Source organism: Actinomadura opuntiae, from assembly GCF_030283205.1.
In the GTDB taxonomy this organism is placed as follows: domain Bacteria; phylum Actinomycetota; class Actinomycetes; order Streptosporangiales; family Streptosporangiaceae; genus Spirillospora.
Genome location: NZ_JASNWF010000005.1, coordinates 32,605 through 46,713, shown reverse-complemented (window position 1 = coordinate 46,713; position 14,109 = coordinate 32,605). Strand labels below are relative to the sequence as shown.

The 14,109-nt window shown below is 74.9% G+C and carries 9 protein-coding genes; 4 read left to right on the top strand and 5 right to left on the bottom strand.

Annotated features, from left to right (window positions below; genetic code table 11):
- Positions 1-120 precede the first annotated feature (120 nt).
- Positions 121-1,827 carry a CpaE/TadZ family protein gene (locus tag QP089_RS11450; protein ID WP_285911503.1) on the top strand — a complete coding sequence of 569 codons (1,707 nt, stop codon included), beginning with the start codon at positions 121-123 and terminating at the stop codon, positions 1,825-1,827.
- Positions 1,824-2,303, top strand: a complete 480-nt coding sequence (locus QP089_RS11445) for a hypothetical protein (protein WP_285911502.1) — start codon at positions 1,824-1,826, stop codon at positions 2,301-2,303. The genes QP089_RS11450 and QP089_RS11445 overlap by 4 nt, the downstream gene beginning before the upstream one ends.
- Before the next feature lie 40 nt (positions 2,304-2,343).
- Here the strand turns inward: QP089_RS11445 and QP089_RS11440 are convergent, their stop codons facing one another.
- Both QP089_RS11440 and QP089_RS11435 read right to left on the bottom strand, forming a co-directional pair.
- Positions 2,344-3,771, bottom strand: a complete 1,428-nt coding sequence (locus tag QP089_RS11440; RefSeq protein ID WP_285911501.1) for a DUF1266 domain-containing protein — start codon at positions 3,769-3,771, stop codon at positions 2,344-2,346.
- Positions 3,772-3,905: 134 nt separating this feature from the next.
- Positions 3,906-4,850, bottom strand: coding sequence for a DUF6177 family protein (locus QP089_RS11435; RefSeq protein WP_285911500.1), 945 nt, complete (start codon positions 4,848-4,850; stop codon positions 3,906-3,908).
- 137 nt (positions 4,851-4,987) lie between these two features.
- Here QP089_RS11435 and QP089_RS11430 point away from each other — a divergent pair, with 137 nt between their 5' ends.
- Positions 4,988-6,427, top strand: a complete 1,440-nt coding sequence (locus QP089_RS11430) for an LCP family protein (protein ID WP_285911499.1) — start codon at positions 4,988-4,990, stop codon at positions 6,425-6,427.
- 260 nt (positions 6,428-6,687) lie between these two features.
- The gene (locus QP089_RS11425; RefSeq protein WP_285911498.1) at positions 6,688-7,782 is read left to right on the top strand and encodes a glycosyltransferase; all 1,095 of its coding nucleotides are present in this window, start codon (positions 6,688-6,690) and stop codon (positions 7,780-7,782) included.
- 76 nt (positions 7,783-7,858) lie between these two features.
- Here the strand turns inward: QP089_RS11425 and QP089_RS11420 are convergent, their stop codons facing one another.
- The 3 genes from QP089_RS11420 to QP089_RS11410 all read right to left on the bottom strand — a co-directional run bounded on the left by QP089_RS11420 (position 7,859) and on the right by QP089_RS11410 (position 14,007).
- Positions 7,859-11,152 (bottom strand): beta propeller repeat protein, encoded by a 3,294-nt coding sequence (locus tag QP089_RS11420; protein WP_285911497.1) that lies wholly within the window; start codon positions 11,150-11,152, stop codon positions 7,859-7,861.
- A 112-nt stretch (positions 11,153-11,264) separates the two neighbouring features.
- Positions 11,265-12,389, bottom strand: coding sequence for an alpha/beta hydrolase (locus QP089_RS11415; protein WP_285911496.1), 1,125 nt, complete (start codon positions 12,387-12,389; stop codon positions 11,265-11,267).
- A 55-nt stretch (positions 12,390-12,444) separates the two neighbouring features.
- Positions 12,445-14,007 carry a sulfatase family protein gene (locus tag QP089_RS11410; protein ID WP_285911495.1) on the bottom strand — a complete coding sequence of 521 codons (1,563 nt, stop codon included), beginning with the start codon at positions 14,005-14,007 and terminating at the stop codon, positions 12,445-12,447.
- Positions 14,008-14,109 lie beyond the last annotated feature (102 nt).

The following is a 14,109-nucleotide window of genomic DNA, read 5'->3' as shown; positions in this document are numbered from 1 at the left end:
CTGTGCCGGTGAGGGCGGTGTGCACGGTGCCCCGGCCCCCGCCGGACAGGCCCCGCCGGACCCGTGGCGGTGCGTGGGGCGACGGGCGTCTCGTAGGCTTGGCGGGGAGAGAGGAGGCAGGTGTCCGACTCCAGCTGGCAACAGGCGGTTTTGCGCGAGATCGGCGTTTCCCGGCGGGGCCTCCAGGTCCTCGACGCGACGCCGTCCGGCCCCGCGCAGGGGTCGTGGGGCGCCGACGCGCCGCCCCGGCCTGCCCAGGAAAGGGCGCCGTCCGCGTCCGTCCCGCCGCAGGTGGCCCAGGCCTCCGCCGAACCCGTCCAGCCCGTGCAGCAGTCGGCCCAGCCGGTGGCGCAGCAGCCCGCCACCCAGCCCGCCGCCCAGCCCGCCCAGCCGGCGCCCGAGACGTCGCCTCCCGTCCCTGAGGCTCCGCCGTTCCCGCAGGTCGCGCAGGTTTCGCAGGACGTGCAGGACGAACCGGCGCCGCTGCTCCCCGAGCCGCCGGCGCCTGACCCGGTGCCGTCCCCCCAGCAGCCGCCCGTCCAGCCGTTCGCCGCCCAGCAGCAGATGTCCGCCCAGCAAGCGGCGGCTCAGCAGGCAGCGCAGCAGGCCCTTCAGGAGCAGGTGGCCGCACAACAGGCGGCGGCGCAGCAGCAAGCGGCGCAGCCGGGAGCGGACGCCCCCGCCGAGCCGCAACAACAGCAGCAGGCCGACCCGCTCGTCCACTCCGACTTCGACTGGGAGGCCGCGGTCAACCCGGTCCTCGGCGCGATCCCCGCGGCCGGTGACCAGGCGGCGCAGCAGGGACGGCAGACCGGGCAGCAGGCCGCGTGGCCCGACCCGGCGGCCGCCGCGGGGCAGCCCGCCGCGCCCGTCCATCCCGGCGTGACCGGCCAGCCCGCCGCCCCCGGCCCCGCGGGCGGCCAGCAGATCCCGCCCACCGACCTCGTCCGCCGGAACCAGCACGGCGACGTGCTGGCCCGCCGGGTCGGGCGCGGCGTGCTGAAGGCGGTCGGCGGCGGCGCCCGCGAGGCCCGGCTGCTGGCCGCGTTCGCCGAGCTGATGCAGCGGTCCGTGGCGAGCTCCCGGCAGATCGCGGTGGCGAGCGTGCGCGGCGGCGCGGGCAAGACGACGATGGCCGCGCTGGTCGCGACCGAGCTGGCCCGGCACCGCGCCGACCGGGTGCTGGCCGCCGACGCCGACGCCGAGCTGGGCTCGCTGCCGCTGCGGCTCGGCGTCCGCTCGCAGCTGTCGCTGTTCGACCTCGCCGGGCAGCAGCCGCAGTCGTTCGAGGAGGCGGCGCGGTTCCTCACCCGCACGCCCGACGGCCTGTGGGTGCTGTCGTCCACCCGCGGCGGCCGCATCGCCGGCGAGTTCACGCTGGAGACGTTCGAGGCGGCGCTGAGCGCGGTGAGCCGGTACGTCGCGGCGACGGTCGTCGACTGCGGCGCGGGCATCCTCACCGAGGTCAACCGCGGGGTGATCGCGGGCTCGCACGGCCTGGTGCTGGTGACGCCGGGCACGGTCGACGGGGCGCTGAGCGCGCGCGGCGCGCTGGAGTGGTTCGTCTCCAACGACCAGCAGGACGTGCTGCGCCGCACCGTGATCGCGATGGTGTCGCACGCCCCGCAGGTCGGCGCCGACCTGCAGCGCGCCCACCAGATGCTGGCCGCGTGGGGGCTGCCGGTGGTGGCGGTGCCCTACGACCGGCACCTGGCGACGGGCAGCTCGCTGGAGCTCGGCCGGGTGTCGGCCGCCGCGCGGATGGCGGGGATCCAGGTGGTGCACGAGGTGTTCGCCCGCTCGCTCGGCGCGGGGGTGGCCCGGTGAGCAGTGACCTGGTCGCGCTGGTGCGCCGCCGCCCGGACGTGCACGCGGTCGCCGACGGCATGATCGCGATGGGCGAGCCGCTGGAGCTGCGCGGCGGCGAGCCGGAGCCGACGCTGCTGTACGACGCGGAGGGCCGGCTGCTCGTCGCGATCGAGGACGCGGTGCAGGTGTCGGTGCAGGGCGAGATCGGCCGGCTGCTCGGCGCCGAGTTCGCGGCGCGGGTCGTCGCGCCGGTGTGGTGGGTCGACATCCGCGCGGTCACCGACCTGCCGGACGCGCCGCGCGTCGCCCGCACGTTCGCCGACTCCCTGGTGCACTGGCTCGGCGGCACCGTGTACCCCGACGGGGAGAGCGACGCCCCGGCGCGGAGCTGGAGGGCGTCCGGCGAGGACGGCGGCGCGGCGGCCGAGGTGCCCGGAAGCGGGCGGAACGCGCCGGACGGCGCCGCCTACCAGGGCGGTGTCATCGGCGGCTGAGGCCGGCGCCGCGGGTCAGTGCACGGATCGGGGCCGCGGGTCAGGGCCAGTCGCGGGTGAGGTCGAGGTCCCACGGCACGAGGTTCCACGGGCTGCGCCGCTCCCCGGCCAGGTGCTCGACGAGCCGGTCGTACTCCGCCTGCGCGCGTCCGCCGCCGCCCGACCACAGCAGCCGTCCCTGCAGGTAGCAGGTCGCCATGTCGTGCCAGGACGTGTAGCGGCGCTGGACGTCCAGGGCGAGCGGCAGCATCCGCTCCCAGCAGTACTCCTCGGTCAACCAGCCGACCATGTGGCCCCACCGGTACAGCATCAACGCGCGCGCGTAGTCCCAGATCAGGAAGCGGCCGACGTTGGCGCGCAGGGCCGGGTCGGCCAGCACCGCCAGCCGGTGCAGCTCCTCGCCGGCGTGGTCGCGGTCGTTGAACAGCCGGTGCAGGAACTGGGCCAGCTCGCCGCCCTCCTCGCTGGCGTCCGCGCCCGGCTCGTCGCGCAGCAGCGGCGGGACGAGCCGGGCGTACGCGGCGCCCTCGTCCCCGTACCGGACCCGGACCAGCTCGATCAGCCGCTCGACGAACGGCGGCTCCAGCCGGTCGGCGGCGATGAGCCCGTCCACCTCGCGCAGCAGCACCGCGTAGCGCTCCTGGAGCTCCGGCGGGCGGGCGGCGATCTCGGCGTCCATGGTGAAGTCGGCGCGGTGGCCCTCCTGGACGAGCCAGTTCACCGCGGCGAGCAGCTGCTCCAGGACGTAGGCGCCCCACGGCTCGCGCAGCAGCTCCTGCGCGGTGCGCCGGTCGGCCGCCGCGGCGGACTCGCCGGGCGCGGCGCCGAGCCGGTCCAGCCGGAACCCGTTGATCGCGCCGTAGGGGGCGCCGGCGCCGATGATCCAGCGCTGCACGGGGGTGAGGTCGCTGCCGTGGGTGAGCACGCCCGGCAGGTCCGGCGCGGAGATCAGCTCCCAGAGCCGCCGCTGGAACTCCTCGGCCTGCCGCTCCTCGCTCTCGAAGAACCCGGCGAGCTGCTTGCGCAGCGACGGGTGCCGGACGTACAGCCGGCGGAAGAACCGGCCGTTCTTCCACACCAGGTGCTCGGGGCGCAGGTCGCCGAACGGGACGCGGGTGCGCCGGTGCACCATCGCCTGCTCGGTGAAGCGCAGCTCCAGCTCGGGCCAGAGCGCGGGCAGCGGCGTGAACCGCAGCGCCAGCAGGAACGCCAGGACGAGCGCGACCATCGCGGCACCGGGGGCGAGCGCCCACGATGCGGCGTCGCGCAGCCCGGTCAGCGACAGCACCGCGCCGAGCAGCAGCAGCACGACGCCGGCGGCGGCGCAGGACAGGAACCAGCCGGTGGTCAGGACGAGGGAGCCCTCGATCCGCAGCACGGCCTCGTCGTCGTCGAACTCCAGCGCGCCCTCGGCGAGGGTCCCCTCGACGGCCCGCTCGAGCGCGCCGAGCTGGCCGTCCGCTCCCATGAAGGGGACCGTACCTCATCCGTTACGGGTAGATCATCGGCTCCGTGCGGCATATGCGGCGGCGAGGGCGTGGAAGGCCGCTTTGGGACGCCGCGTTCCGTCCGGTGCCCTCGCGACACCCCGGCGGGCGGGGGTCAGGACGCCGACTGGAGGTGCTGCATCAGCAGGCTGTGCCGCTGCCAGCCGTCCTGGGAGCGGCCGTCGCCCAGCGGGAACATCGTCAGCGGCTGGCGCGGCGGCCCGACCTGCTGCCCGGGGATCCCGTTCGGGCCGGCGACGGCGCCCGCGACGGCCAGCGCGACCGGGGCGGGCGCGCCCGTCCAGCGCGGCTCGGTGGTGAGGTCGGCGCGTCCGGGGGTGAGCTGCACGAACAGCGACGCGACGGGCTGGTCGGCGGCGAGCGCGCCGACCAGCGACCCGAGGTGGCGCAGCGGCGGCGGGTCGTCCGGGCCGTAGCCGACGGTGACGGTGCTGACCTCCGCCATCCCGCCGCCCTCGGTGGCGGTGAAGTCGCAGATCGCCTGCGCGGGGCGCGGGCCGTCGCCGGCGACGAACAGCCGGGCGGTGGAGCGGCCGCGCGCGTACTCGGTGAGCCGGTCGGGCCGCCACGGGTGCTCCAGCGGCTCGGCGGGGCCGAGGCCGGCCGGCAGCTTGCCGGTCGTCAGCTGCAGCAGCCGCTCGACGGGACCGCCGAGGTGCCCGTCGGCGCCGTGCCGGATCCGGTAGACGAGGGTGAGCTGCGAGCCGATCGGGGCGGTGGGCCGGGTGGTGAACCCGGCCGCGTAGTCGCGCGCCTCCGGGACCGGCACGAACGCGGCGCCGCCCCACTTCAGCGGCCGGCCGGTCAGGCCCTCGTAGTAGCCGTCGCCGTCGCGGACGACCCACTGCAGCTCGGCGCCGGACGCGGCGCTGCGCAGCGGCAGCGACAGCCGGGACCCGAGCGGCGTGACCAGCTGCAGGGTGCGGCCGGTGCCGGCGCATTCGCCGAGGGCCCGGTTCAGCCAGGCGCTCAGCGCCACGACCGGCCGGTCCTGCAGCACGACCATGGCCTGGTCGGTCAGCGCGTCTACGATGCTCATCCTCACCGAAGTCTAGTCACCTCGCCGCCGCGTCCCGGGCGGCCCGCGGCGGCCGCGGGGGCGACCGGGCGCCCGCTGCCGGCCGAGTTTCCCGTGACGGGGGTGACCGCTGTCCAATCTGTGCTGAAATGTTACGGATGCAGCGAGCCGCCTCACCCGCGCCGGTGTACTACAGCGCCCCATCGCCGCCGGAACCGCCGGCGCCGCGGGGGCGCCTGTGGCGCGTGCTCGGGTGGGTCTCGATCGCGATGTCGGTGATCCTGGTCGGCGGCAGCCTCACCGCGTACGGGTTCTGGCGGCGGCTGGACGGCCAGATCCACCGCGAGAACGTCAGGGACAAGCTCGGCAAGAACCGGCCCGCCAAGCTCAACGACTCCATCAACATCCTGATGATGGGCTCCGACAGCCGGCAGGGCGCCAACTCCCAGTACGGCACCGAGCAGGGCGAGCGCTCCGACACCACGATCCTGCTGCACATCTCGCCCGGCGGCGCCGGCGCGATCGGCATCAGCTTCCCGCGCGACTCGATGGTCAACGTCCCGAGCTGCAAGCGCAAGAACGGCTCCGCCATCCCCGCCTACTTCGGCATGCTGAACTCGGCGTTCTCCAACGCCGGCCCGTCCTGCACCTGGCGCACCATCGAGTCCATCACCAAGATCCACATCGACCACTTCGTCGAGGTCGACTTCGCCGGCTTCAAGCAGGTCGTGGACGCCCTCGGCGGCGTGGAGATCTGCGTCGACAAGCCCGTCAACGACCCGAAGGCCGAGCTGCACCTCAAGGCGGGCAAGCAGACCGTGCACGGCGACCAGGCGCTCGGCTACGTGCGCACCCGCTACGTGCTGGGCAACGGCTCCGACCTCGACCGGATCAAGCGGCAGCAGGCGTTCATGGCCTCGGTCGTCCAGAAGGCGACCGACAAGGGGATGCTGACCGACCCGGGCCGCACCTACAGCTTCCTGTCCGCCGTCACCAAGTCGATCCACGCCGACGACGAGCTCACCCTGTCGGTGATGCAGAAGCTTGCGAGCGGCCTGCGCGGGATGAGCGCGGGCAAGGTCCGCTTCGTCACGGTGCCGACGATGGCCTACCCGAAGGACAAGAACCGGGTCCAGTTCAACCAGGCGCTCGCCGAGCCGCTGTTCCAGGCCATCCGCGAGGACAACACCCCGCCCGAGCCGGCGCCTGCGCCGGTGCCGGTGCCGGCGCAGCAGAAGGTCAAGCCGGTCCCGCCCGCGCAGGTGCGGATCGGCGTCTTCAACGGCACCGGCGAGCACGGTCTCGCCCAGCGGACCGCCGACGCGCTCGCCGAGCGCGGCTTCAAGGTCGTCAAGGTCGGCACCGTGAAGTCGGCGGCCAGGACGAAGATCCTCTACGGCCGGGGCGCCGAGGGGCAGGCGGCGCGGACGGCGCTGGCCGTGCCCGGCCACCCGTCGGCCGCCTGGGCCAAGGCGAAGGCCGGCTACGTCTACCTGGTCATCGGCAAGGACGGCGCGAAGCTGAGCGGCGGCGGCGCGGCGGTGCCGAAGGTGGCCGGCGAGATCCGCGCCGACCGCGACATATGCGCGCAGACCTGAACCCGACCCCGCGGGCCGGGCCTCCCGGGGCCGGACGGAGGACGTTCCATCGTCATCAGTCCCACCACACCGGTATCTTGGCGGCGCGCAACCATCAACCACACTAAAGCGTCACATGAAGGGCGACGTTTCCGATCATCGCCCTGACCCGTCCCCGACCAGCACGACCTCAGCACCCCCCGAGGAGCCGCTCCCGAGCCCCGCCCCCCGCCGCGGCTCGCGCTCCGACGGCCGCCACGGCCCCACCCGGAAACGGACCGATGCAGCCCGAACCCTTCACCCTTCTGATGACCGTCTACGGCGGTGACCGGGAAGAGTACGTCCGGGACGCCTTCCGCAGCGCGGTCGACGACCAGACGCTCCGCCCCGACCAGGTGGTGCTGGTCCAGGACGGCCCGGTCCCGCCGGAGATCGCGGTGGCGCTGAAGGAGATCGTGGCGACCAGCCCGGTCGAGGTGACGTTCGTCCACCTGGAGGTGAACCGGGGCCTCGGCCCCGCCCTGGACGCGGGACTCCAGGCCGCCCGCTACGACATCGTCGCGCGGATGGACGCCGACGACATCGCGATGCCGCACCGCTTCGAGCTGCAGGTTCCGCTGGTGCGCGCGGGCGCGGAACTGGTCGGAGCGGGGCTGCTGGAGTTCGGCCGCGACACCGCCGACGTCGTCGGCCGCCGCATCCCGCCGAGCGACCCCGGCGACATCGTCCGCTACTCGCGCCTGCACGACCCGTTCAACCATCCCACGGTCGTCTACCGGCGCAGCGCCGTCATCGCCGCCGGCGGCTACGGCGACCTGCCGCTGATGGAGGACTACTGGCTGTTCGTCCGGATGATCGCCGCCGGCGCCCGCCTGGTGAACGTCGCCGAACCCCTCGTCTACTACCGCGTCGGCGACGGCGCCTACGACCGTCGCGGCGGCCGCGCCCTGCTCCGGTCGGAACTGCGGCTGCAGCGCGAGATGCTCGCCGAAGGCTTCATCTCGCGGCGCCAGTACGTGCGCAACGTCATCGTCCGGGGCGGCTACCGCCTCGTTCCCACCCCGATCCGGCGCCCGTTCTACCGGATGCTCGTCGCTCCGTACGGCGCCCGCCGCAACGCGGCGAAGGCGGCCGAGGCCGCCGAGGCGGCCGCCGCGAATGCTGCGGCCCGGCTGCCCACCCTGGTCGTTCCCGACCCGGCCGTACCTGTGCGCGACCCGCTCGTGTCCGCGGCGGACCCGACGATGACGATTCCCGACCGGCCGGCGTACCGGCCGCGGCACGCCCGTCCGGACGACGACGTCCAGACGGGCTACGACATCTGGCCGGCCTACGGCGCGCAGGACCCGACGACCGCCGACCCTCGGGAAGGCTGACCGCGGCACCGCCCCGGTAGGGAGCGTGCCGAGGCCGGAGCCCGGTGGGGACTCCGGCCCGTAGCCGCCCGCCTTACTACGGGACGGGGCGGCCCCACAGGACGGGTTGCTCACCGCTCTGGCCGACGGTGCTGCCGACGCCGAGCAGGGAGTTCCCGGCCGCGCCCAGCCCGGTGACCCGCTGGTCGCCCTCGCCCGAGAGGCCCTTGCCGGACAGGACCGACGCCTTCCACGACGAGCCGTCCGGGGACGTCAGCGACACCACGTCCGTCGCGCCCGGCTCGCCGGTCGTCCCGGCGGCGGCGAAGCCCTTCGGCGTGGCCGTGAGGGCCGTCACCGTGAGGTTCGGGCCGCCGTCCGGCGCGGGCAGCGGCCGCCAGGTCCGACCGGAGTCGGCCGACACGTAACCCAGCCAGCCCAGCCCCTTCTCGGTCGCCCCGATCCCGGTCGCGACCACCGTGGTGCCCTTGACGGCGACGTGCGTGAAGTGCCCCTCCTTCACGCCGCCGGGGAGCTTGAGCTCCTGCAGCGTCCACTGCCGGCCGTCCGGCGAGGTCCACACGTTCGGATGGTTGCCGTTGCCGTCGCGGCCGCCGCCGACGGCGACGTAGCCCGAGGAGCCGGCGGCGACGTCCAGCATCCAGTGGCCGGCCCCGGCCCTGCCCTCCAGGGCGTTCGGCGCGGCGCTCCTGCCGCGCTCCCAGGTCTTCAGGTCCGCGGAGGACCAGGTCGCCGCCGACGGGCCCTCGGTGCCCACGATCACGTACCCGGCCGGGCCGCTCGCGGCGGCGGCCGTGACCGGCACCCCGTTCCTGCCCGCGGCGAACGGGGCGGCGGCGTCGGCGGCCCGCCAGGACGCCCCGTCCGCCGAGGTGACGACGAGCGGGCGGCGGGGCGAGGCCTGGTCGTAGCCGACCGCCAGCCAGCCGGCCTTCCCGTCGGTCACGTCGGCGAGGCGCTGCGGTCCGGGCCGGGTGAACGCCGCCCCGAGCCCCTGCGCCTCCTGCCAGGAGGCCCCGTCCTTGGACGTCCAGACGTCGGCGTCGCCGGACGCGCTGCCCACGGCGACGGTGAGGCCGCCGGCCGTCCGGACGTCCTGGACCGTGTGGTCGGGCCGCAGGGCGCCGGGCACCTTCGACAGGTCGACCGGGATCGCGTTGCCGCGCGCGTCCCAGACGCCCAGCAGCGGATCGGTGTCGCCGCCGCCGGGCTCGCTGCCGACGACCACCGTCTGCTCGCCGGCCAGCGCCGCCGCCGCGAGCCTGCGGCCGGCCTTGGACTCCGACGTGCCCGCGTCCTGCCAGCTCCGCCCGTCCGCGCTCCGCGACACCAGCACGTCGCGGCCGCGGACGACCACGGCCGCGTAGCCCCGGTCGTCGCCCAGCACCTGGCTGGTCCGCCGGTAACCGCTCGGGCCCAGCGTGCCGGCCTTGGTCCAGGTCTCGCCGTCCTTGGAGACGAACGCCTGGCCGGACGCCTTGACCTCGCGGATCGCGAGGAAGCCGGCCGGGCCGCCGCCGATCACCAGGCCGTGGCTGCCCTTCGGCACCGGCACCTCCGAGACCGCCCAGGTCCGCCCGCCGTCGTCGGAGCGCCACACCTTGCGGTAGGGGCCCTGCTTGCCGCCCTTGGGGGTGATGAGCGCCTCCAGCAGGATCGCCTTGCCGCCGGCGGCCGCCTCGACGAGCGAGAACCTCCCGTTCTCGACGTCGAGGCCGATCTGGTCGCCCGCGCGGGCCTCCCAGCGGCGCCCGTCACCGGACAGCCAGACGACCGGTACCGCGTCGCTGAAGTCGCCCTTCTGGCTCCGCTCGCCGATGGCCAGGAAACCGGAGTCGGTGCCGACGATCCGCTGCACGCGGCTGTGCCGCCCGAAGACGTCCCCGACGGGATCGGGCTGCCTGGTCCAGGTCCGGCCGTCGGTGCTGGTCCATACGGCGCCGCCGCCGGCCCGGGTGCCGACGGCCACCCAGCCGTGGGACGAGCCGCCGACCGCGGCGGGCACGTCGCCGGGCGCGGGCACGGCACCGCCGGCGCCCTTCAGCGCGGCGGGCTTGAACGTGCGTCCGCCGTCGGCGGAGACCAGGAACAGGCCGCGCGCGCTCTCCGGATCGGACTCGCCGCCGACCGCGACGACGGTCGACCCGACGGCCGCGACCCCGCTGATCTGCTGGTCGCGGCCGTCGGTCTGGGCCGAGCGGTTCACCGGGAACAGCGCGCCCGCCAGCTTGGCGCCGCCGCCGTCGCCGGAGTCCGTGTCGTCGCCTCCGCCGGTCAGCCGCGGCACGAGCACGACGCCGCCGCCGACCAGCGCCGCCACGGCCACCGCGGCGACGCCGATGAGCAGCGGCTTCTTGAGGCTTCCGCGGCTCCGGCCGCGCTTGCCGCCCTGCGCGGGGGTGCGCCACGGCTCGTCGATCACCGGCGGGGGCGCGACGGGCTGCCCGCCGTTCGGCGGCTGGGGGAGCGCGGGCGACGGCGCGCCCGGGATCTCCTGCGCCCACGGGAACGGCTCGGGGGCGGCCGGTGCGGGCCTGCTGTCCGGGACCTCCTGGGCGTACGGGAACGGCTCGGGCGCGGACGGCGCGGGCTTGCTGTCCGGGATCTCCTGCGCCCAGGGGAAAGGCTCGGGGGCGGGCGGCTGCGGGCCCGGCTGCGGTGCGGGCTGCGGGGGCGCGGGCTGCGGGGTGGGCGGCAGCGCGGCCTGCGGGGTGCCGGGGATCTCCTGCGCCCACGGGAACGGCTCGGGCGCGGACAGCGGAGGCGGGCCGGGCATCTCCTGGGCGTAGGGGAACGGTGCGGGCGGCTGCGGAGCCGGGGGCTGCGGTGCCGGCGGCTGGGCGGCGGGCGGCGCCGGAGGCTGGACGGGAGGCTGCGCCGGCGTCTGGGGCCTGTGGGCGGCCGGACGCTCGACGCGGGTGACGTCCGCGTCGTCATCGTCGTCGCCGCTCGTGTTCCCGAGCCAGGCGGAGCCGTCCAGGATGGTCCGGTCGCCCACCGCGCCGCCGCCGGGCTCGGCGCCGGGCGCGCCGGGGAAGGGGGGCAGCGGAGGGCGCGCGGACTCGCCGCCCGCGCCGGCGGATCCGGCGCCCGGCGAGAACACCTGCGTGCGCATGGTGCCGCTGATGTCGATGTCGCTGACCGTCCGGTCGGCCTCGTCGTCCTCCGGCTCGGGCAGCGGCTCCCCGAACGGCGGCGGCTGCTCGGCCGGCTCGGGCAGCAGGGGGGCGGCGCCGGACGGCACGGGCCCGCCGGGCTCGTTCAGCCACTGCGGAGGCGGCGGCGCCTGGCCGGGCCGCCCGGGGTCGGAATGCTCGACCCCGCCCTGCCCGGGACCGTGGTCGTCATCCTGCTTTCCGGTCGAAGTCACGCCCGCACTCCCAGCCTCAGGTCACGTACACGTGGCCCGCGTGTCCGATGGTCGTCAGCGATGATAATGGCGCATTCGCGCCGAGGGTCCGAGTTGCGTGCCGCGGCCGCCGTCAGCCGGCCTTCAGCCGCCCGTCCATCCACCTCATGATCTCGGGCGTGAGCCGGGTGAAGGTGCCGAAGTTGTGGCCGCCGTCGTCGGGGAACAGGGTGTCCACCCGCAGCGGCGGCCTGGCCAGCTTGATGAACTGCTGTGCCTGCCGGTACCCCTTCTCGACCTTGCTGGAGGCCAGCAGGACCGAGGTGGGCGGGGACGGCAGGTGCCCGGCCCGCCAGATCAGGTCGTTGTCGTTGCGGACCTGTGCGCTGCCGCCGTACAGCTCACCGGTCGTCGCGTCCTTGACGGCGTGCAGGTAGCCGCCCAGCGAGGCGCCCGCCGCGAACCGGTCGGAGTGCAGCATGGCGAGCTTGACCGCGCAGTAGCCGCCGGTCGACTGGCCCATCACGCCCCAGCCGTGCTCGTCGGCCGACAGCCGGTAGGTCGCGCTCAGCGCCTTCGGCACGTCCTGCGCGAAGAACGCCAGGGACTGCGGCCCGCTCGGCACGTCGGTGCACTCGGTGTCGCGGGGCGGGGCGACCATCGTCCGGGTGATGACGTAGACCGTCGGCTGGATCGTTCCGTTCCGCATGTCCTTGGCGGCGAGCTTCACCATCGCCTGCCGCTCGATGATGCCGCGCGGGTCGCCCGGGTAGCCGGCGAGGACGAGCGCCACCGGGAACCTGCGGTCCTTGAACTGCGGCTGGAAGTACTGCGGCGGCAGGTAGACGAAGGCCTGCACCTGCAGGCCCGTCCGCGCGCCGTGGATCGTCGTCTGCTCCAGCCTTCCGTCCCGTCCCGGGTCGTGCAGTCCCTGCTTCACCGACAGCGGCGAGACGGTGCGGGCCAGCGGGCCGCCGGACCAGGCGCCCTGCCCCGCCCCGGCGCCGTGCACGGCGACCGGCCCGTTCAGCCGCCCGAACAGATCGCTCCAGCTGGCGTAGAACACGAAGTAGGCGTTCATCGCGGTGAGGAGGGCCAGCGAGATGAACAGCTGGCAGCCGGCCAGCAGCCCGCCGCGGGCGGCCTGCGCGCCGAGCCCGCGGCCGCCGATCCTCGGCAGCGCCCACAGCGTCCCCGCCAGCGCCGCCACGGCGAGCAGGCAGACGAGGACCACGAAGGCCGTGCCGGTCAGCTGCATTGGTCGTGCTCCCCCTCATCGGACCGTCCCTTCCCGGTGGGTCGGACGGCTTGACTCACCCGGTCTGCCCCGCTGCGGCGCACCCCTGGCCGGAGCAGTGCACGAAGGCGTACAGCTGGTTCGACAGCTCCCGCCGCCGTTGCTCGGGCAGCTGCGAGGCGATGTTGCGCAGCTCGTTGGGGTCGCGTTTCAGGTCGTAGTACTCGTGCTCGCCGTCGGCGTACTCGACGTACAGCGCGTCGTCGGTCCGGATCGCGTTGTACGTCGTCGGGGCGCCGGGGGCGGAGTCCTGCCGGTCCGGGTCGTCCGGCGAGGGGGCGGGCTTGACGTGCTCGACCAGCGCCGCCTGCCGCCAGCCGTCCGGCTTCTCGCCGCGCAGGAACGGGACCAGTGACCGGCCGTCGGTGCCGGCGGGCGCGGGCAGGCCGGCCAGCCCGAGGAACGTCGGCGCGAGGTCGGTGTTCTGCGCGAACTCGTCGACCCGGCGGCCCGCGCCGACCCCCGGTCCCGTGACGACGTACGGGACGTGGATGTCGACGTCGAACGCGGTCATCTTGCCGCCGGCGAGCCGGTGCTCGCCCATGTGGAAGCCGTTGTCGGAGCCGAAGACCAGGTAGGTGTCGCGGTCGATGCCGAGCGCCGCGAGCTTCCCGCGGATGCGGCGGATCATGTCGTCCACCGACTGGACCATGCGGACCCGGTCGCGGTACCCCTCGTCGATCCGGGCGATCGCGCCCTTGCCGAGCTTGGGGTGCTGGCGCAGCCAGGCAGGCTTGTCGCTGACGTCCTTCTCGTTGAACGAGGGCGACCGCGGCGCCTTCAGGTGGGGGAAGCTCTTGGCGTGCCTGGGCGCGGAGACGAACGGGCCGTGCGGCGCGAACGTCGCGATCTCCATGAAGAACGGCTGGGAAGAGCCGCCCGCGCGCTGCACGAAATCGGTGCCCTTGTTCGCGAGGACGTCGGTCAGGTAGTCCTGCGGCCGGTGGCCGTAGGAGACGAGACGGCCGTTCTCGTTCAGGCTGTAGTCGTACTCGGGGTAGCCGTTCCCGGCGACGTACCACTCGCCCCACCCGGCCGGCACGTACGGCCGCGTCCCGCCCTGCGCGTCGTCCGGCTGGTAGCCGTTCATGTACTTGCCGAGGAACGCGGTCCGGTATCCGGCCTTCTGCAGTGCGGGAGCGAACGTGTTCTGCTCCCCGCCGTTCTGCTTGAAGACCTGGTAGCCGCCGAGCGGGGGGAAGTTCGTGCGGACCTTCGTGTTGTGCGGGTAGCGCCCGGTGAAGATGGTCGCCCGGGACGTGCAGCACAGCGAGTCGGCCATGAAGAACTTGTCGAACGTCAGGCCGTCCCGCTGCATCTTCTGCACCTGCGGCATGTGCGCGACGAGGTTCCACGACAGGTCGTCGGTGAGCACGAAGATGATGTTCGGCTTCTTCGCCGGGGCCGGCGTCGCCGTTCGCTTCCCCTGGACGGCGCCGGGCGCGGCCCGATCGCTGCAGCCGCTCGCCACGAGCGCGGCGAGGAGGCACAGCAGGGCGGCCGCCGCGCGTCCACGCGGGCGCGCCGGCCAGGGCCGGTCCGATCGCGCGCGCGGGCGGGGCCGCCGTTGTCGGGTCAATGTCCGCCTATCCCTCCTGTCCCTCCTGGTGCGCGGGCGTCTCGTGTCCGGCCGCGGTCCCCGTGCGGGGGCACCGTGCCGTGCGACAGATGATCAGAGGTC